This is a genomic window from Trichococcus collinsii (genome assembly GCF_900107505.1).
Classification (GTDB): domain Bacteria; phylum Bacillota; class Bacilli; order Lactobacillales; family Aerococcaceae; genus Trichococcus; species Trichococcus collinsii.
Genome location: NZ_FNQH01000003.1, coordinates 354518 through 373349 on the forward strand (window position 1 = coordinate 354518; position 18832 = coordinate 373349).

15 protein-coding genes and 1 pseudogene are annotated in these 18832 nt (G+C 50.6%); 14 read left to right on the forward strand and 2 right to left on the reverse strand.

The features are described 5' to 3' along the window. Positions 1–16: 16 nt before the first annotated feature. The 10 genes and pseudogenes from BLV66_RS09190 to BLV66_RS09240 all read left to right on the forward strand — a co-directional run bounded on the left by BLV66_RS09190 (position 17) and on the right by BLV66_RS09240 (position 11677). The gene (locus BLV66_RS09190) at positions 17–1342 is read left to right on the forward strand and encodes a 6-phospho-alpha-glucosidase (protein WP_086985806.1); all 1326 of its coding nucleotides are present in this window, start codon (positions 17–19) and stop codon (positions 1340–1342) included. Between the two features lie 482 nt (positions 1343–1824). Next, positions 1825–3027, forward strand: coding sequence for a quaternary amine ABC transporter ATP-binding protein (locus BLV66_RS09195; RefSeq protein WP_176974198.1), 1203 nt, complete (start codon positions 1825–1827; stop codon positions 3025–3027). Beyond that, positions 3020–4831: pseudogene (locus BLV66_RS15790) on the forward strand (ABC transporter permease/substrate binding protein). Before BLV66_RS09195 ends, BLV66_RS15790 begins: the two are co-directional and overlap by 8 nt. A 556-nt stretch (positions 4832–5387) precedes the next feature. Then, on the forward strand, positions 5388–6752 hold the full coding sequence (locus tag BLV66_RS09210) for an aminotransferase class III-fold pyridoxal phosphate-dependent enzyme (protein WP_086985810.1): 1365 nt from the start codon (positions 5388–5390) through the stop codon (positions 6750–6752). A gap of 81 nt (positions 6753–6833) precedes the next feature. Next, positions 6834–7163 carry a P-II family nitrogen regulator gene (locus BLV66_RS09215; protein WP_086985811.1) on the forward strand — a complete coding sequence of 110 codons (330 nt, stop codon included), beginning with the start codon at positions 6834–6836 and terminating at the stop codon, positions 7161–7163. Between the two features lie 13 nt (positions 7164–7176). Next, complete coding sequence (locus tag BLV66_RS09220; RefSeq protein WP_086985812.1) at positions 7177–7494, forward strand: P-II family nitrogen regulator; 318 nt, start codon at positions 7177–7179, stop codon at positions 7492–7494. Positions 7495–7532: 38 nt separating this feature from the next. Next, positions 7533–8381: an ABC transporter permease gene (locus BLV66_RS09225; protein WP_086985813.1), complete on the forward strand. Its 849-nt coding sequence runs from the start codon at positions 7533–7535 to the stop codon at positions 8379–8381. Between the two features lie 13 nt (positions 8382–8394). Further along, positions 8395–9450, forward strand: coding sequence for a taurine ABC transporter substrate-binding protein (locus tag BLV66_RS09230; protein WP_086985814.1), 1056 nt, complete (start codon positions 8395–8397; stop codon positions 9448–9450). 14 nt (positions 9451–9464) lie between these two features. Then, positions 9465–10277, forward strand: coding sequence for an ABC transporter ATP-binding protein (locus BLV66_RS09235; protein WP_086985815.1), 813 nt, complete (start codon positions 9465–9467; stop codon positions 10275–10277). 251 nt (positions 10278–10528) lie between these two features. Continuing rightward, complete coding sequence (locus tag BLV66_RS09240; RefSeq protein WP_086985816.1) at positions 10529–11677, forward strand: iron-containing alcohol dehydrogenase family protein; 1149 nt, start codon at positions 10529–10531, stop codon at positions 11675–11677. A 187-nt stretch (positions 11678–11864) separates the two neighbouring features. Here the strand turns inward: BLV66_RS09240 and BLV66_RS09245 are convergent, their stop codons facing one another. Next, positions 11865–12821, reverse strand: coding sequence for an AEC family transporter (locus BLV66_RS09245; protein WP_086985817.1), 957 nt, complete (start codon positions 12819–12821; stop codon positions 11865–11867). 34 nt (positions 12822–12855) lie between these two features. After that, positions 12856–13629, reverse strand: a complete 774-nt coding sequence (locus BLV66_RS09250; RefSeq protein WP_086985818.1) for a sulfite exporter TauE/SafE family protein — start codon at positions 13627–13629, stop codon at positions 12856–12858. Between the two features lie 281 nt (positions 13630–13910). Here BLV66_RS09250 and BLV66_RS09255 point away from each other — a divergent pair, with 281 nt between their 5' ends. From BLV66_RS09255 to BLV66_RS09270, 4 genes are all read left to right on the forward strand, one after another. Next, complete coding sequence (locus tag BLV66_RS09255; RefSeq protein ID WP_086985819.1) at positions 13911–14621, forward strand: hypothetical protein; 711 nt, start codon at positions 13911–13913, stop codon at positions 14619–14621. Positions 14622–14880: 259 nt separating this feature from the next. After that, positions 14881–16104 carry a family 16 glycosylhydrolase gene (locus BLV66_RS09260; RefSeq protein WP_086985820.1) on the forward strand — a complete coding sequence of 408 codons (1224 nt, stop codon included), beginning with the start codon at positions 14881–14883 and terminating at the stop codon, positions 16102–16104. A 60-nt stretch (positions 16105–16164) separates the two neighbouring features. Beyond that, positions 16165–16965 (forward strand): alpha/beta fold hydrolase, encoded by an 801-nt coding sequence (locus BLV66_RS09265; protein ID WP_086985821.1) that lies wholly within the window; start codon positions 16165–16167, stop codon positions 16963–16965. 222 nt (positions 16966–17187) lie between these two features. Further along, on the forward strand, positions 17188–18636 hold the full coding sequence (locus BLV66_RS09270) for a DUF1538 domain-containing protein (protein WP_086985822.1): 1449 nt from the start codon (positions 17188–17190) through the stop codon (positions 18634–18636). Positions 18637–18832: the final 196 nt, after the last annotated feature.

Here is an 18832-nt window from a genome sequence, read left to right on the forward strand (position 1 = left end):
TGAGGATGAATTGTTTATGAAGAAATTTTCTGTAGTCATCGCTGGTGGTGGCAGCACATTTACGCCAGGAATCGTGATGATGATGCTGGATAATATAGATCGGTTCCCGATGCGCGAATTGGTGCTGTACGACAACGATGGAGAACGTCAAGCCGTACTGGGTGAAGCTCTAGAAATTTTGTTGAAAGAAAAAGCCCCTGATTTGAAGTTCTCCTACACAACCGATCCAAAAGAAGCGTTCACAGATAAAGACTTCTGCATGGCGCACATCCGGGTCGGAAAATATGAAATGCGCGAAAAAGACGAAAAGATTCCGTTGCGTCATGGCGTGATCGGCCAAGAAACCTGCGGACCCGGTGGGATAGCTTATGGCATGCGGAGCATCACTGGAATGCTGGAAATCATCGACCATATGGAAACCTACTCGCCTGATTGCTGGATGCTGAACTATTCAAATCCAGCTGCGATTGTGGCAGAAGCCTGCCGCGTCCTGCGCCCAAATTCTAAAGTGCTGAATATCTGCGATATGCCGGTAGGAACGTTGCGCAGAATGTCCCAAATCATCGGAAAAGATCCGCAAGACCTGGAAGTCCGTTACTTTGGACTGAACCACTTTGGCTGGTGGACAAGCGTGAAAGACAAGGAAGGGCACGAGTATCTTGATCAGATCCGCGACTATGTGGCAGAGAACGGGTACTTGACCCAAGTTGAAGTCGACACGCAGCATATGGATCAGAGTTGGCAAGAAACGCATAAAAAAGCAAAAGATTTATTAGCCGTCAATCCGCGGTATCTGCCGAATACCTATTTGAAATATTATTTGTACCCGGATTATGAGGTGGCGCATTCCGATCGCAACTACACGCGTGCCAATGAAGTCATGAATGGCCGGGAAAAAGAAGTTTTTTCTGCCGCACGCACTATCATCGAAACTGGGACAGCCATTGATGGTGGATTCCATATCGACAGCCATGCCTCCTTCATCGTGGACTTGGCCCGCGCGATTGCGTTCAACACACATGAAAGAATGCTGATGATTGTGGAAAACAATGGCGCAATCGCCAATTTCCCTGATGATGCGATGGTGGAAGTGCCCTGTATCGTGGGGAATGACGGTCCGGAACCATTGGCACAAGGGAAAATCCCTGCATTTGAGCAGGCTTTGATGTTCCAGCAAGTGACGGTCGAGAAACTAGTGGTGGAAGCCTATGTCGAACAGAGCTATCAAAAACTCTGGCAAGCCTTGACGTTATCAAAAACGATCCCAAGCGCAAAAGTTGCCAAGGACATTCTGGATGACTTGATTGAAGCCAACAAAGATTACTGGCCGGAATTGCACTGATTGTAAATGTAGCCCGACTTGCATGTAATGCGGAAGGCATCAACTGGAAAAATAACTGATTGAAAAAGGATTCCTGCTCATTAAGAGACGGGGATCCTTTTTTGCGTGTGCAAAATGGGAGCCATCAGCACGGCTTGTGTTTATATTGAAAGCACGGAATAGCAACATACTGATTCTGCAAACAACTGTTTTAAAAAAAAATCGGATTCTTCACGGTTACCTTTAGGAAGCGTGTGTAACCGCATCCTTTTTCGCAAAAAATTCACAAATAATTCAATTTTGATTTGCATATCCGCGCCATAACTGGATAATAGTGGTTATACCTTTGTGATGTAACGAAATTATCTTCAATTTATATTTTCGGAATAAATGAAAATGTAACACTATATTTGTACATTACGGAGACGCACAATCGGATTCGGGATTTCATTCCCATTACCAACAGAATCCACACATACAGCATCGAAAATTTGAGAGGAGCAATGCACTTGCCGAAAATAGAAATAGAGAACGTAACGAAAATTTTTGGAAAAAAAGCAGATAAGGCTTTGGAACTGCTTGAACAAAAGAAGAGCAAGCAAGATATCCTGCGCGCCACTGGAGCGACGGTCGGGGTCAACAACGTCAGTCTTTCCATAGAAGAAGGGGAAATATTCGTCATCATGGGGCTTTCCGGAAGCGGAAAGTCGACACTTGTGCGGATGTTCAACCGTTTGATCGAACCGACGAAGGGAAACATCCTGATCGACGGAGAGAACTTATCAATCATGGACAAGAAGGAATTGCGCCAAGTCCGCAGGGAAAAAATGAGTATGGTTTTCCAGAACTTCGGCTTATTCCCACACCGCACCATATTGGAGAACACCGAGTACGGTCTGGAAGTGCAAGGCGTAGCAAAAGCCGAGCGCAAGGAAAGAGCGCAACAGGCATTGGAAAATTCCGGCCTGGGCGATTACAGCCATCAGTATCCTAACCAATTATCAGGTGGGATGCAGCAGCGGGTCGGATTGGCCCGTGCCTTGGCGAATGACCCGGAAATTCTGTTGATGGATGAGGCGTTCTCGGCTTTGGATCCGCTGATCCGCCGTGAGATGCAGGATGAATTGTTGGATCTGCAGGCAAATGTCAGCAAGACCATCATCTTCATCACCCATGACCTGAATGAAGCTTTGCGCATCGGTGACCGAATTGCGCTGCTGAAAGACGGGGAATTGGTCCAAATCGGTACGCCGGAGGAAATTTTGACCAATCCGGCAACGCGCTATGTCGAAAAATTCGTGGAGGACGTCGACCGTTCGAAAGTATTGACTGCCGAACACATCATGAAGCGTCCGATCGTCATGAATATTGAAAAACATGGTCCGCTCTTTGCATTGGAATTATTGCGTCAAGAAGGGATTTCTACAATCCTTGTGGTGGACAATCGCCGCAGACTGAAAGGGTACATCACTGCCGAGGACGCTACGAAAGCGCTGAAAGCCAACACTACTAGAGTGGATGGTATCCTCAGAGAAGATATCCCGACCGTCTCCAAAGATACTACCTTGAGCGATATTTTCCCAATCATCCATGATTCAAGCTCGCCGGTCGCTGTCATCGAAAACGACAGATTGGTGGGTGTCCTTGTCCGAGGAGCTGTCATAGCTGCTTTGGCGGGAGAAAGTGAGGTGTCCGTAAATGGATAATCTATTGAATTTCATACCTGAATTACCGGTTGCCGATTTTGCTGAATATATCACAGACAAGACCGCTGATACATTTAGTTTTCTTTTCGATCCGATCAAAGAGTCTTCGCAGACATTGATCGATTTGATGACCTCAACGCTGACTGCCATCCCGGCAGTCATTCTGATCGCATTAGTGGCGCTGTTGGCGTTCTTTGCCTCGGGTAAAAAATTCGGGTTGGCCATCTTTTCCGTCGTCGGACTCTGGTTCGTTCATAACCAAGGGCTCTGGGAAGACTTGATGTTTACCTTAACATTGGTCCTGTTTTCGAGCTTGCTGTCCGTCCTGATCGGTGTGCCTTTCGGTATCCTGATGGCGAAAAACAAAATCGCGAACAACATCATCAATCCGGTCTTGGATTTCATGCAGACGATGCCGGCTTTCGTTTATCTGATCCCGGCCGTAGCGTTCTTCGGAATCGGCATGGTTCCCGGGGTGCTTGCGTCACTTATTTTCGCAATCCCGCCGACCGTCCGTTTCACGAATCTGGGGATCAGACAAGTTTCCACCGAATTGGTTGAAGCAGCCGAATCATTCGGCAGCACCGGCGCGCAAAGATTATTCAAAGTCGAATTGCCGCTGGCGAAATCCACGATCATGGCCGGCATCAACCAAACCGTTATGCTGTCCTTGTCGATGGTCGTCATCGCTTCGATGATCGGTGCACCCGGATTGGGCCGGAATGTCCTTTCCGCTTTGCAACGCGCCAAAATCGGTTCTGGATTCGTATCCGGGTTGGCTTTGGTTGTGCTTGCCATCATCATTGACCGCTTGACCCAGAAATTCAGTAAAAAAAGTTCAACATAAAGACTTAATCGTTCCTAATTGCCAAACAAAAAGGAGAGAAACATACCTATGAAAAAATCAATAAAACATAACTGGAAACGCCTCGGACTTACCGCCGGATTGAGCTTAGGAGTCACTCTGCTCGCCGCCGGATGCGGTGCAACAGAAGATAAAGCATCTATGGAAGATACAGTCGGCAAAGGCCAGAAAATCGAACTGGCTTACGTCGAATGGGATGACGCAGTGGCCACAAACCAAGTTGTCGCAAAAGTTCTGGAAGACCTCGGATACGATGTGACCTTGACCCCATTGGATAACGCAATCATGTGGGAAGCCGTCTCCACAGGCGAAGCGGATGCCATGCTGAGCGCTTGGCTGCCAGGAACGCACGGCGCGCAACTGGAAGAATATGGCGATAAGATGGTCGACTTAGGTGGAAATCTTGAAGGCGCGAAAATCGGTCTGGCCGTTCCTGCGTATATGGATGTCGACTCGATCGAAGATTTGACCGATCAAGCCGGCAAATCCATCACCGGAATCGAGCCAGGTGCAGGTATCGTGGCAGCTGCTGAGCGTGCCATCACGGATTACTCAAATCTGAGTGATTGGGCAATCGAAACATCCTCATCCGGCGCAATGACCGTCACACTCGAACAAGCAATCGAAAATAAAGAAGACATCGTCATAACAGCCTGGAACCCGCATTGGATGTTCTCGTCCTATGACCTGAAATACCTGGATGATCCCAAGGGAACTTTCGGCAGCGAAGAAACGATCCACACGATGGCACGTGAAGGACTCGAAACCGACATGCCTGAAGCTTATCAAGTATTGGATCAATTCCACTGGACCATCGAAGATGTTGAAGCATTGATGCTCCAAATCTATGAAGGCGAATCAGCCGAAGACGCTGCTGCAGCCTTCGTTGAAGCAAATCCGGATCTAGTCGCAGAATGGACTGCCGGCGTAGCTAAATAAACAGAATAGTGAATGAGTGGGGCCCTGCCCAAACTAGACAAACCAAGTCTAGTTTGGGCAGGGCCCTTTTGTTTTTTTGCGTTCTTTTGAACATTTTGTCTTTTATTAATTAGGTGAACTTCCGACAATTCTCCCAAACCCGACCCTAACAACGGCAGGATACCTCACATGATTCCTCTTCATAACCGTTAAAAAAGTCTTCCGCCATCGAAGCATGTCAGTAAAGCTGACGCGAATTCCTGGGAACTGGCGTCGTTTTCTGTAACGGCACTTAAATATATCGATAGTTATTTCGCCTCATTCCACTCAAAACAAACTTGAAACCCCTCACAATTATCCGGAAGAATAAGTCAGTTTCTTTTCAGAGAAACCTTACATAACTGACAAAGGACAGCAAATTAACCCCGTTGTAAGCGGAATATTTTCCGGATGAAAGCAGAAATGTCATAAATGCTATCATGAAATTAGAGCTTTTTATTTACGATGAATCTAAATCCCCGTATTATGTGGATATATTAAAAAACGATTAAAAGAAATTTCATCGGGAGGGAACAGCATGACAGTGAACGCAACATGGAATACAACGACAGCAACATCTCTAACCGGAGAAGAAGTAATAGCGATGGATCAACAGTACGTGATGCGGGCCTGGTCGAAGCAGGGCCAAGCGGCAATGGCAGTCGAAAAGGCGGAAGGCATTTATTTCTGGGACTATGAAGGCAACCGTCAAGTGGATATGTCCTCCTTATTGGTGAATGCGAACATCGGTCATCAGCATCCGAAAGTCGTGAAGGCGATCCAGGATCAGGCTGCAAAGATGTGCTTCATGGCACCGAGTTATGCGACCGATGTGAAGTCTTTATTGGCGAAGAAACTGGTCGAGCTGGCCGGCGGGGATATGGCGCGCGTGTTCTTCACGAATGCCGGAGCCGACGCGAACGAGAATGCGATCAAGATGGCACGGATCGCTACGGGGCGCACGAAAGTGTTCAGCGGCTACCACAGCTACCACGGCGCCACGCTTGCGGCTTCGAATGCTTCCGGGGATTCCCGCAGGTTCGCTGCTGAAATTGGCGGAGCGAACGGCTTTGTGAAATTTTCCAATCCTTCTCCTTACCGCGACAATCTTCCATTTGAAACCGAAGAGGCACTGACAGCTTTCTACCTGAAGAAACTGGATGAACAGATCCAATACGAGGGACCGTACAATGTGGCGGCCATTCTGTTGGAAACGGTCATTGGAGCGAACGGCATCATTGCCTATCCGAAAGGCTACCTGGAAGGGGTGCGCAACCTCTGCAACAGTTACGGCATCGTGATGATTCTCGATGAAGTCATGGCCGGCTTCTACCGGACCGGAACAGCTTTCGCTTTCCAACAATACGGGTTCACACCGGACATGATCACCTTCGCCAAAGGGGTGACATCAGGCTATGTGCCACTGGGAGGCGTGATCGTCTCCGAATGGATCAGCGAATACTTCACCGAGAATCAACTCCAATGCGGGTTGACCTACAGCGGCCACACATTGGCTTGCGCGGCCGGCTTGGCGACATTGGAAGTCTACGAGGATGAAAACATCGCCGCCAACGTCGAAAAGATCGGCGCACTATTGAAGGGCTACCTGGAAGAGATGAAAGCCAAGCATCCTTGCGTCGGCGATGTCCGGACTTACGGCCTCTTCTGCGGGGTGGAACTGGTGCTCGACAAGGAAACGCGCGAACCGCTCGTGCCCTTCAACACGCCGAACCGGATCATGCCGGCCATCTACAAGGAACTGAAGGACCGAGGCTTCTCGACTTTCGGCCGCGAAACGACGATCAGTGTCTGCCCACCGCTTACGATCACCGAAGCAGAGTTGGCTGAAGTACTGCCGATACTGGATGAAGTGCTGACGCTTGTCGATAAAACCTATTTGTAAACTGCGCCGGCTCCTGGCCGCAACACATTTCTAAAAAATCTACTATTTCAATGAAGAAAACAGCCTAAAGGGGTGGAGCGCATGCTAGTGAAAATTGAGGCCATCGTGAGGCCGGAGAAGACCGAACAGATTTTGGCGAAGCTCGCTGAAAAAGGGCACACCGCCGTGACGCGGATGGACGTGTACGGACGGGGGAAACAGGCCGGCATCCATATCGGCGACGTCTTCTACGACGAACTGCCGAAGGAATTGCTGTTCCTGGTGGCTGAAGCAGCCTATGAGAAAGAAATCATCGACGTCATTACGTCCCAGGCGCGCACAAGCGATTTGGGAAATTACGGCGACGGCAGAATATTCGTGCACGCAATCGAAAATGCCTATACGATCAGTAGCGGCGCAGAAGGACTGTAAAGGTGGGAATTGTATGAAGGAAGTGACAGCGATCATTCGCCTGAACAAGGTGACGGAAACGAAACAAAAACTGGCTGCAGGTGGCTTTCCGGGCTTCACTTGCCGAAAAGTCTTCGGACGCGGCAAGAATCCGCTGATAGGCAGAGACTTCCGCGAAGCAGTCGGTCACAGCGTGCTGATGCCGAAACGGATGTTTACAATCGTGACGGAGGATGAACATGTGGAAAACGTAATCGGCATCTTGTTGGCGGTCAACAGTACTGGCCAGTCGGGGGACGGGAAAATTTTCGTACAGACAATCGCCCGTGAATATCAGGTACGCCGTGCATGAAACAGGTTAGGCGAAAAGAGACCAAGGAGGACAATTTTATGAAGAAAGCAGATACGCTCACAAGCGATGCAGTGATTCCCGAGCAAAGCACGTCCGCGATCGCGGTTAAGAAAAGACGAAAGAGGGTCCAGCCGGAAAAAATGATCACCATCGGTACCGTCACAGCGATCATGGTGCTCTGGTATGTCGTTACCGCGCTAGGGCTGGTCAGCCCGATGCTACTGCCAAGCCCATTGGCGGTTTGGACGGCCTTCGTGGAGATCCTCTTCAACGGCTATAAAGGCTTCTCCTTGCTGCAGCACATCGGTACCAGCTTATGGCGCCTGCTCAGTGCCTTCGGATTGGCGATCGTCGCCGCGATTCCGTTGGGCCTGCTCAGCGGCTACAACACGAAGATCAAAGCGGTATTGGATCCAATCATCAACTTCTACCGCCCGTTGCCACCATTGGCTTACTACACTTTGTTGGTCATGGGTCTAGGAATTGCGGATGCTTCGAAAGTCGCCTTATTGTTCCTGGCAGCCTTTGCACCGATCTACGTCAGCTGCGTCTCTGCCGTTGCGAAAGTCAACACAGACTTCATCAACAGTGCGAAAACGGTCGGCGCCAGCCAGACGCAAGTATTCTTCCATGTCATCCTGCCGTCTTGCTTGCCGGATATCCTGACGAGCTTGCGTACCGCACTCAGCGTCGCCTATACGACCCTCGTTTCGGCTGAAATGGTTGCGGCCATGACCGGAATCGGCTGGCTGGTCCTCGATGCCAGCAACTACCTGCGCAGCGACATCGTCTTCGTCGGCATCATCATCATGGGCATCACCGGCATTCTCTTGGATAAAATCATCGTCATCATACAAAATAAATTTGTCCCATGGGCAGGAAAATAATCGGAGGCTTTTTATGAAAAAAAACCACATGTTCTCTAAACTACTGTTCTTATCTTGCTCAGCACTTTTGTTCGCGGCTTGCGGAGGCGCAGACAGCGCGACCGATTCTTCCACCGCATCAGCGGATGGGGATTTGCCTGAGAAAGTCATCATCGCAACTTTGGAAATGCCGAATGACGAAGGCATCGCGAAAGCGGAAGGCTATTTTGAGGATGAAATGGGTGTGCCAGTCGAAATCGTCCAATTCGAAAGTGGAAAAGCAATCAACCAGGCCATGGTTTCCGGCGCCGTCGACTTCGGATTGACCGGTTCGGGCTCGGCCGTATTGGGCATCGCTTCAGGCATCCCAATCGAAATGATCTGGATCCATGAGACGCTCGGTTCGGTAGAGGCTTTAGCAGCGAAAAGCGCACTGAACGCTACCTCCTTGGAAGACCTGAAAGGCAAAAATATCGGCGTTCCTTTCGCCAGTACCGCCCACTACAGCCTGCTGCGCGCCATCACTTCCAGCGGTTTTGAAGAGACTGATTTCACATTGATCGATCTGCAGCCTTCCGATATCTTTGCGGCATGGCAACGTGGCGACATCGATGCTGCATATGTTTGGGAGCCTACCCTCAGCGAATTGCTGGCTGACGGCAACATCGTTCTGCATAGTGGAGACGTCGCTGAAATGGGGTATATGACAGCCAACGTCGAAATCGTCCACAGCGAATTCGGCGAAGCTTATCCGGAAATCGTTGAGAAATACATCGCTGCCGTCGATAAAGCCGTAACGCTTTACAGAGAAGATCCTAATCAAGCCATCTCCATCATCGCGGAGCAATTGAACATCACCGAAGAGTCCGCTAAGTTGCAAATGGAAGGCCAAAACTGGATTTCCGCAGAAGAACAATTGGATGCAGCCAATCTGGGCACGTCCGAGAAAGTCGGCGCAATGGCCGCTACAATGCTTGACATGGGTCAGTTCTACCTGGATCAAGGCAACATCACCGATTTGCCGAGCGAAGAAGCTTTCGCTGAAGGCATCAACACAACATACATCCAAGCTTACTTGGATTCCAAATAATAGGGGGAACCGCGATGCAGAGAGCTTATGAAGGAATAAACGGAAAGACAGTGGTAAAACTGGAGGATGTCGAACTGGTCTACAACAGCGAAATCGGTACAGTGACGGCCTTGGCCCAAGTCAATCTCGACATCCAAGAAGGCGAGTTCATCTGCGTAATGGGACCATCCGGCTGCGGCAAGAGCACGCTCTTGAACATCATCTCGGGCTTCATGCAACCCACAGACGGGCAAGCCTTGATGAACGGCAAGCCGATCGAAGGACCGGATTGGCAGCGCGGGGTCGTCTTCCAGTCACCGCCTCTCTATCCGTGGCTGACGATCAAAGACAACGTCAATTTCGGCTTGCGCATGCGCAACATTCCGGAAAAGGAACGCGAAGCGATCACGGAAGAATACCTGGAAATTGTCGGACTCACAGACTTTGCCAACCGAAAGCCTTATGAGCTTTCTGGCGGGATGAAGCAACGCGCTTCCTTGGCCAAAGTATTGGTCAATGAACCCGGCATGATCCTGATGGACGAACCGTTCGGCGCGCTCGACGCTCTGACCCGCGACAAAATGCAGGCGCTGATCCGCCGCGTCTGGATGAAGAACCAGAGCACTGTCTTCTTCATCACCCATGACGTGGACGAAGCGTTGTCTTTGGCGACGAAAGTCATCGTCATGTCCAGCCGTCCCGGCCGCATCGTGAAGGTGCTCGACACCGACTTCACCTACGACATGGACGGCGCCAACAGCGAAAGCGCCCGCTACTCCAAGCAATACATGACAATGCGCGAATCGATCCTGAACGTCATCAACCAAAAAGAAGAGCTGGCTGTTTAGGTTGGATGGCATAATGAGAGGTGAGGCCGGGCTTCGGTCCGGCGATGGCAAAAAAGATGAATAAAGAGCAAGTATCCGTCTCAGCGGGCCAGCCCGCGGGAAAAACCATGGATAGCAGTCATGAATCCATGGTTTCGATTCTAGGTGGACAATCTGATTTAAGATGAGCATCAAAAATATGGGGCGCCTCGCATGAGGCAGCCCCATAGCTGTCTGAAAGAGCAAAATGAACTATAGAAAGGGTGCATGGAATGGATTGGAATTATCAACAACCAGTGAAAATCATATTCGGAAACGGCAAAATTTCCGCCTTGAAGGAGGTCATCGCAGAGCTTGGAGAAACGGATGGGATCCTGATCTGTTCGCGCTCTTTCCGCAAATCCGGTTTGGCCGACAAAGTAATCGTGGAAGCTGAGGGTTTGCTGACCGCCGTCTACAGTGACGTTTCGCCAAATCCTGAGGTGGCCGAAGTCGATGCCTGCGCCGAACTGATGCGTGCGAAGGGCTCCAAATTTGTGGTCGCTTTGGGCGGTGGAAGCGTGATGGACCTAGCCAAGGCCGCCGCGACAATCGCCACGGTGGACGAGTCGATCAGTCTCTACCACGGCACCGGCAAAGCTTTGCCGGAAACATTCCTACCTTTGATCGCCGTGCCGACGACTTCCGGAACCGGCAGCGAAGTCACGAGCGTCGCGGTCCTATCTGACCACGAAACCGGGAAAAAAGCGCCGATCTTTTCGCCGAACTTCTTCCCGGCTTATGCCGTCGTCGATCCGGAATTGACCTATACTTGCCCGCCGACCGTGACCGCCTGCTCCGGAATCGATGTCCTTTGCCAATCGATCGAGGGCTACTGGAGCGTGAATCACCAGCCAATCTGCGATGCGTTGGCGATCCATGCCGCCAAATTGGTGTTCGAATACTTGCCGCTCGCCTATACGAATCCATATGACGCCACGGCACGTGAGAAGATGGCCGAAGCATCCGTCATCGCCGGCCTAGCCTTCGCGCTGCCGAAGACGACTTCTTCGCACGCCGTATCCTATCCGTTGACGAATCTTTACGGCATCCCGCACGGGGAAGCCTGCGGTCTCACAATCGACTACTTCGCCAAAGTGAACGCCCAGCTGGAGACGGATGGCCGCGTGGCAGCCTTCGCCAAAGCACTCGGCTTCGCCGATGCACCTGCGATGGCGGAAGCCATCACAGCGCTGAAAAAACAGATCGGTTTGCGGACGGATCTGGTGGATCTGGATTTGTCCGATGCGCAGCTGGATGAATTGGTCCAGCTGTCCCACCACCCGAACCTCGATAACAATCCAGTCAAGATTACGGATGATATCCTCTATGATCTGTTCGGGACCTTGACCAAGAAAAATATGTATGTGGAGCAGCCGTAACCGGCTGCTTTTTTCTTTCACATAACAAGGAATACCCCATCAAAACCGGTTTCGACGGGGTATTTCTATTGTGTGTAGTTCAAAATAGCCCGCCAAAACCGATTTGGCGGGCTAAATCAGCATCATGAGGCCTGAAATAAACCGCCAAAGACTGTTTGGCGGGGAAACTCCCGCTCAATTCAGATCGTCAGAGCAGCACCGTCATCAGGATGATGAACGTTACTATGGAGAGGATGACGTTCAGTGAAAGAAAGTTCAGGATGAAGCTTTTGTCTGGGCAATCGCCTTCGATGAAGACAGGAATGATGAAGGAGGGCGGGCAGATGAACATCGTGTAGACGGCCATCTGGAACAGCCGGTCCAAGCCGAGCAACCTGTCGATGACGAATGTGTTCAGCAGATAGGCGAACAGGAGCATCATACTGATTCTGAGCAATACCGCCGGGAGCGGAACCAAAAGCTGTTTCAGATCAAAGTGAAGCTCATAGCCGATCACAAGCAGAACAAGCGGCAAGGTGATTTCTGCGAGCATTCCGGCGGCAGCCACAAAGGCGGAAGGCACAGGGTTCGTGTGGAAAAACGTTTGTCCGCCAAGCATAGAGACCAGGATTCCCAAGAACATGGTTATCAGGAAAGGGGATTTGACTATATGTTTGACCTGATCCTTCAGGCTCATCCTTTTTCTGCCGGTTTGATTGCAGCCGACTTTGTCCAAAAATGTCGCGAGCACGATGAAGATGAATAACAGATTGCCGATATCCAGGATGGCCAATCTGTACAGGTGCTCGGCACCAAAAGTGGAGATGAAGAGCGGATAGCCAATGATGCCTGTGACGAAGCTGGAATAGACCGACGGGAAGAACGCATTGGGTGATTTCCACATTTTTTTGAACAAAAAACCCATCGAAAAAGCCAACAGGCAAGCGATAAAAACTGCAACGGATCCCCATAAATAGTCCGCTTGCAGATCGGAATCCAACAAAATCAGAAATAAAAGGCAAGGCAAAGCCAGATTCATGATCAGCTTCTTCATGCCTTTGACGACATCAGCGCTGATGAAGGCCGTCTTCTCCAGAACAACCCCTGTCGTTATCAGCGCAATGACCGGAAATGCCTTCAAGGCAATGGTTATGATTTCATTCATGAAACACTACCTCCTTCATCAACCAATGGCGCCTTCAGATCAGCCCGACAGCAAGCAAAACACCAACCAGGGCAAGCATAACGCCCACGATAATCTGCACCACCCGCAAGGTGATTTTTTGCAGAAGCCGTGAGCCGACGAAGGCGCCCGCAAAAGCGGCAACAATTGCGGCCAAAACCAACGCCCAGTCGGCATCCGTGCCTATGGTGTCCAGGTGGCTTGCATAAACGGAAAGCCGGGTAAGATCGATCAGGAAGGCTGCGGCAACGCCGGTCGCGATGAAGGCCTCCTTCTCGAGGCCCGCTTTGCTGAGAAAGGCGGAGCGGAGGGCACCCTGATGGCCTGACAGGCCGCCGAAGAAGCCGCTGACGGCTCCTCCCAACGGCAACCATTTCTTAGCGAATGCCATCTTTTCGAAGCGCGGGTGCAACTCAATCAGGGCAAAAACAATCATCAGGAGTCCGATGACTACCTTAACCACCGAGATCTGGAACTCCCTCTGGCCGATGTCATAGGATGCGATTGGCGGCAATTCTGAAAAATAGGTCAGCAGCCACGCGCCAACGAAAGCCGCAGCGATGCCAGGAAGAGCGAATTTCAGCAGTACCACCTTATCCACTTTACGTCCCACAAGCACCAGCTTAAAGATATTGTTCGCTAGATGGACGACTGCCGTCATGGCTACGGCCGTTTCCAACGGAAAAAAGAGTGCGAATGCCGGCATAAGCAGGGTGCTCAGCCCGAATCCGGAGAAAAGGGTCAAAAAAGATGCGCCAAGGGCAACAAAGCAGACAATCACATACATCATTGTTTCCACAACCTTTGCTTGAGGGTATATGAAAAGAGCCAACTAAGGTAGTTGCTGCAGGTACGTAAGAGATCATTCGTTTCTTCATTTCTATTGTGCGCCCAATGGAGAGGCAGATGCAAATGATAAGATATGATTCGGCCACCCGCATTCGCCATCTTTTTGAATGTCGAGGGCTTTTCATAGTGACCAAGATGATTCCGGCGTATAATGAACACAAGGAAACGAAAGCCAGAAAGACAGACCGAACCTTTTGCTTGGCGTAAGGAGGGTTATGAAAAATGAAAAGAAAAATTGCTTTAATAGGGACGTTGACGGCAATTTCCGTATTTTTAACCGCCTGTGTACAAGACGGAACAGCTTCGAACGAATCAAGCGGCATCACGGCAAGCAGCCAAAGTGAACGAATCGAATCAATTGCGGGAAGCGACAGCCAAGCATCTACGGAGGCCGATACGAGCATTTCCAGCACCCATTTGGCCGATCCTTATTTCGCGATTTTTGCTAGCAAACAATATGTGGCGCAATACCATTTCCAAGAGCTCACAGGGGATCAGCTGGAGGACCGGTCGATGACAGTCGCTGTTGACGGGGCGGATAAGGCAATCCGGATAAGCGGGGCGAACACAGACATGACGTACCTCACTTTGAACGGGTTGGCCTATGAAATCGATCACTTAAATCAGACGATTGCGCGGAATGAAAGTGCGGATCCTACTGAAGAAGCGAAAGATGATGGCATCATCGAAGCGCCGCCGTTCAAGGACATCGGCAGCACCTATGTGGGCAGTTGGGAGGATGGGAACCTCATCTATGAAGAATACTACGCCGCAAATGGGGACCGGATGTTTTATTATTTCGAGGGTGATGTCCTGCAAAGGATCCGCTCAGCTTCCGGGGAAAATCAGTTCAATCTCGATGTGATCGATATGAGCGACACCGTAGCACCGGAGTATTTTGCCCTTCCAGAGAATTATGAAATGCTTCCGTGAACATAAAAGTATAAAAAACATAAAAAGCATCATGGCCTTCAAACGTTGAAGGTCGCGATGCTTTTTGCATTCAGAATACGCCTCAAAAATATGGTCGGGAAAAGTCCTAAAATTAGCGTGCCGAATCAGGCGGACTTATAATGGAGATGAACGATACTCCGTCAAGCGCATAATTATTCAACTTCCCCAACCATCCATTCAATATCATCTCGCATACCGCTATCATCGCAAGCAAATCCACGAGAGAAGATGGTCTACTGTGAAAAAAGCAACGAAAGTCCTGATCACCTGTAGTGTCGCTGCAGCAATCTTTTTCGGTTTCCGTCAGGCAGATTTCTCATCTTTGACTGCTGTATTGGAGTCCCGGCTGAGTCGGTGGGTGACGTTTGGGGATGAAACATACATGACCCCGGTCTACAACGGAGATTATCGCCTGATATTCGATGAGAATTTTGACGAAAGTCCGCTCGATCCTGCCATCTGGAATGACCAGTATCTCGCCTCTTGGACGCCGGATATGGAGGCCGCGCGTGCCATCTACGAGGTGGAGGACGGTAATCTGAATCTGATCATCAATGAGGATACCCAGCCGTGGAATCCCGAATTCGACGGGACCGTCCGCACATCCAGCGTGATGACCGGGAACCGGACTGGGCTTCATGAATTCAAGGAGGGCCTGGAGGTACGCAACGATATCGAGCCATTTATGGGTTTCATTTCGCAGTACGGCGTCTTCGAAATCCGGGCGAAAATGATGAACAGCCTCGGCAATATGTGTGCCTGGTGGCTCGTCGGGATCCAGGACACGCCGGAACAGGATGTGGAAGTGGATGTCTTCGAGAATGCCCTCAATTTCGGCAATGTCGTCACGGCTTCGCTTTATGCGCACCGGGACCCGTTAGCGAGAGAACAACATTTCGTCCATGATGTGGGCGATGCCGATTTGAGCAATGAATTCCATCTCTACACTTTCGAATGGACACCGGAAGGCTTCGTCTTTTACTTCGACGATGAAGAGATTGGGACTTTTGATGCAGAGGTCGTCTATCCGATGATTTCCATCCTGTCAGCCTATGAAGGGCGCGAGAATTGGTGGGTGGGTCCGTTCGACCCTGCAGCACCGTATCCGAAAATGTTCCAGATTGACTACATGAAAGTCTGGAAAAAGGTACCGGAAGACTACGAACAAGTCGCTAAACTGAAAATCGTCTCCCAGGATGAAGCGACCTTCTCGCTGGAAGCCGGCCAATATGACATTGAGCACAGCCAGCTCGTTGGGTTCCCGTCCTACGTCACCCTCCGCTACAACGACGGCACGGATACACAGCAATGGGTCAAATGGCAAGAGCTGACGCCCGCTATCCTAAGCAAGCTCGACAGATTCGGCACCTTCGAAATCGAAGGGGAAATCATCGGCCTGCCCGAAGCCATCGTGGGCAATCGGAAAGCAATCATAAAAATCGTCGTCACCCAAAGTGACTGAGCAGAATATACTCCCACTTTCACTCACGTTTAAAAGTAATCTAATGAAAGGGAGTGCCCAATGAAACCTATCGCAAAGCATGTCAAACTGGCGAACGGCTTGCACCTTAGCTACGCTGAACAGGGTGAAAACTGGGGTACGCCAATCATCTTATTGCCCGGAATCGCGGATTCTTGGCGCATTTTCGAACCGCTGTTTGCGGAACTTCCAGATAGCGTCCATGCTTACGCCTTGAGCCAACGCGGACACGGCGATTCGGATCGGCCAGCGACTGGCTACCGCACCCGCGATTTCGTTGAGGATCTGCGGTTGTTCATGGATGCACTGCAAATTCAGAAGGCAATCATTATAGGGGCATCGAGCGGTGGTTTCGTAGCCCGCAGCTTCGCTGCAACGCATCCGGAACGGACGGCGGGGTTGGTACTATTGGGTTCGCCTGCCATGCTGACAGGGCGGCCGAATCCGTTTGCGGATCTGAAGGATCCAATCGATCCCGGATTCGTGAAAAGTTTCGCGGAGAGTGTCCTCTCCCGGTCGGCACCTGCGGAAGCTTTGGCCAACATGTTAGCCGAAAACCTGAAGGCGCCCGCGCGCGTATGGGAGGAAACCGGCAATGGTCTGTTTGAAGAAACCTTTCCCGGCGAGCTCGCCAAAATCCAAGTGCCCACGCTCATCGTCTGGGGCGAACAGGATCCCATCATCACGAATGAGGACCAACTCGCGCTAGCTGAAGCAATCAAAGGGTCCAAGCTCATCGCGCATCCCGGATCGGGCCATATGCTCTATTGGGAAGAACCCACATTGATTGCAAAGGATATCGTCACATTCTTGAATGGTATATCAGTCCCTGACCAAAAATGAAACAACAGTGCCGGAATAAAATTGATATTTCGCCAAATCAAGCAAAATAGGCCTGCGTGACGGCAAACGTCCACGCTTTTCCGAAACGAAATCAAGACACATGCCGAATAAACCCGCTTAACCGCCGACAAATATTTGTCCTTCCAGCGGGTTTTGATGATAAAAATGCTGTTTACAAAAACCAGCCGTTATTCAGGGAACCTTTGGGAGGGGGTGAATCCGATGAAGCTGCTGCTTTCAAAAGCTATGGAAGTGCTGTATGCGGTCCTTCCCATCACGATTATCGTCCTGTTGTTACATGCTACCTTGACGCCCCTTGCCGATCTGCAGCTCATCCGCTTCCTGATCGGTGCCGTACTCATCATTTTCGGCCTATCCATTTTCCTTTACGGGGCAAACTTGAGCGTCAGCCGCATCGGTAACGCCATGGGTGCAACGGTTTCCAAACCTGACGACCTCGCTTTTTTGGCCGGTGCCGGATTGGCCCTTGGTTTTATCATCACAATCGCAGAACCCGATCTGCATCTCCTGGTAGAACAGCTTGATTGGCTAACATCCGGAGTGCTGATCAAGTGGGGAATCATATTCGCCGGTACGTTCGGAACCGCCATGTTGCTTTCACTGGGGCTAGTCCGGATAGCCCGCAATCTCTCACTCTACAAAATGTTGGCGCTGCTGTACGCCGCCGTTTTCCTGTTGGCATTTGATGCCACCAATGCCACAACCGGCGTCATGGCGATCCCGTTCATTCTGGCGATTGCGTTGGGAAACTCGCAGGTGAAGAAGGCAAATGAAGATTCCAGCAAAGGTGGTTTCGGCTTGATCGGTGTCGTTTCGATTGGTCCGCTCATCTCAGTGATGGTCATGGACCTTTTTGGAAACAGCGGCGCAGACGCGACGGTCCGAACGGCACCTGACAATTTAGAAAAAGGTGTCCTTTCCCCTTTCATTGGACAGATGCCGATCACAGCAAAGGAAGTAATGGTGGTGCTGTTGCCGATCTTTTTGATTTTTCTGCTGATCCAGTGGATTTCTTTTGACATGTCAAGGCAGGATGAAAAGGGAATCCTATTCGGGTTGATGCTGACGTATGCGGGTTTATTCTTGTTCATGCTCGGTGCCAACGCCGGCTTCATGGCTGTCGGAAAAGCTGTCGGATACGGCGTTGCCTCTCTGGAAAATAAAGGTTATCTGATCGTCATCGGCTTCGCATTGGGATTTGTGAACGTCCTGGCAGAGCCTATAGTTCACCTCCTGTCCCACCAAATCGAGGAACTTACCGATGGCTTCCTGAAAAGAAGGGTAGTGTTAGCGGTGCTTTCCGTGGTGATTGGCTTAGCGGTGGCGCTCGTGATGCTTGGGATCGTCTTTCCCGAGATTCAATTATGGCACTATCTGCTGCCCGGCTATCTGATCGCATTGACGCTGACCTATTTCGCCCCGACACTTTTCGTCAGCATCGCCTTCGATTCCGGAGGCGTCGCTTCGGGCCCGATGACTGCGACATTCATCCTGTCCTTCATCCAAGGTGCCGGCGAAGCCATGGGAAGGGAAAATCTCTTGGCTGAAAGCCTCGGCATGATCGCGCTGGCGGCAATAACCCCGCTCATCGCCGTGCAAGTGCTGGGAATCCTCTTTAAACGGAAATCCGGGGAAAACGATAGAGAATAACCGTTTATGGATTGAGGATGTCGGCTGAACGAAGAGCGGAAGATACAGAAGAGCCGACAACCGCACGATGTGTTGACTGAACGGATAGCGGAGAATACCGAACAGACGACGAAAGGCATGTATGTCTGGCTAACCCCGCCCATCGAACCCCCCCCGAGAACAACATTTGTGCTCTACAATTACACAAAAACCCAGG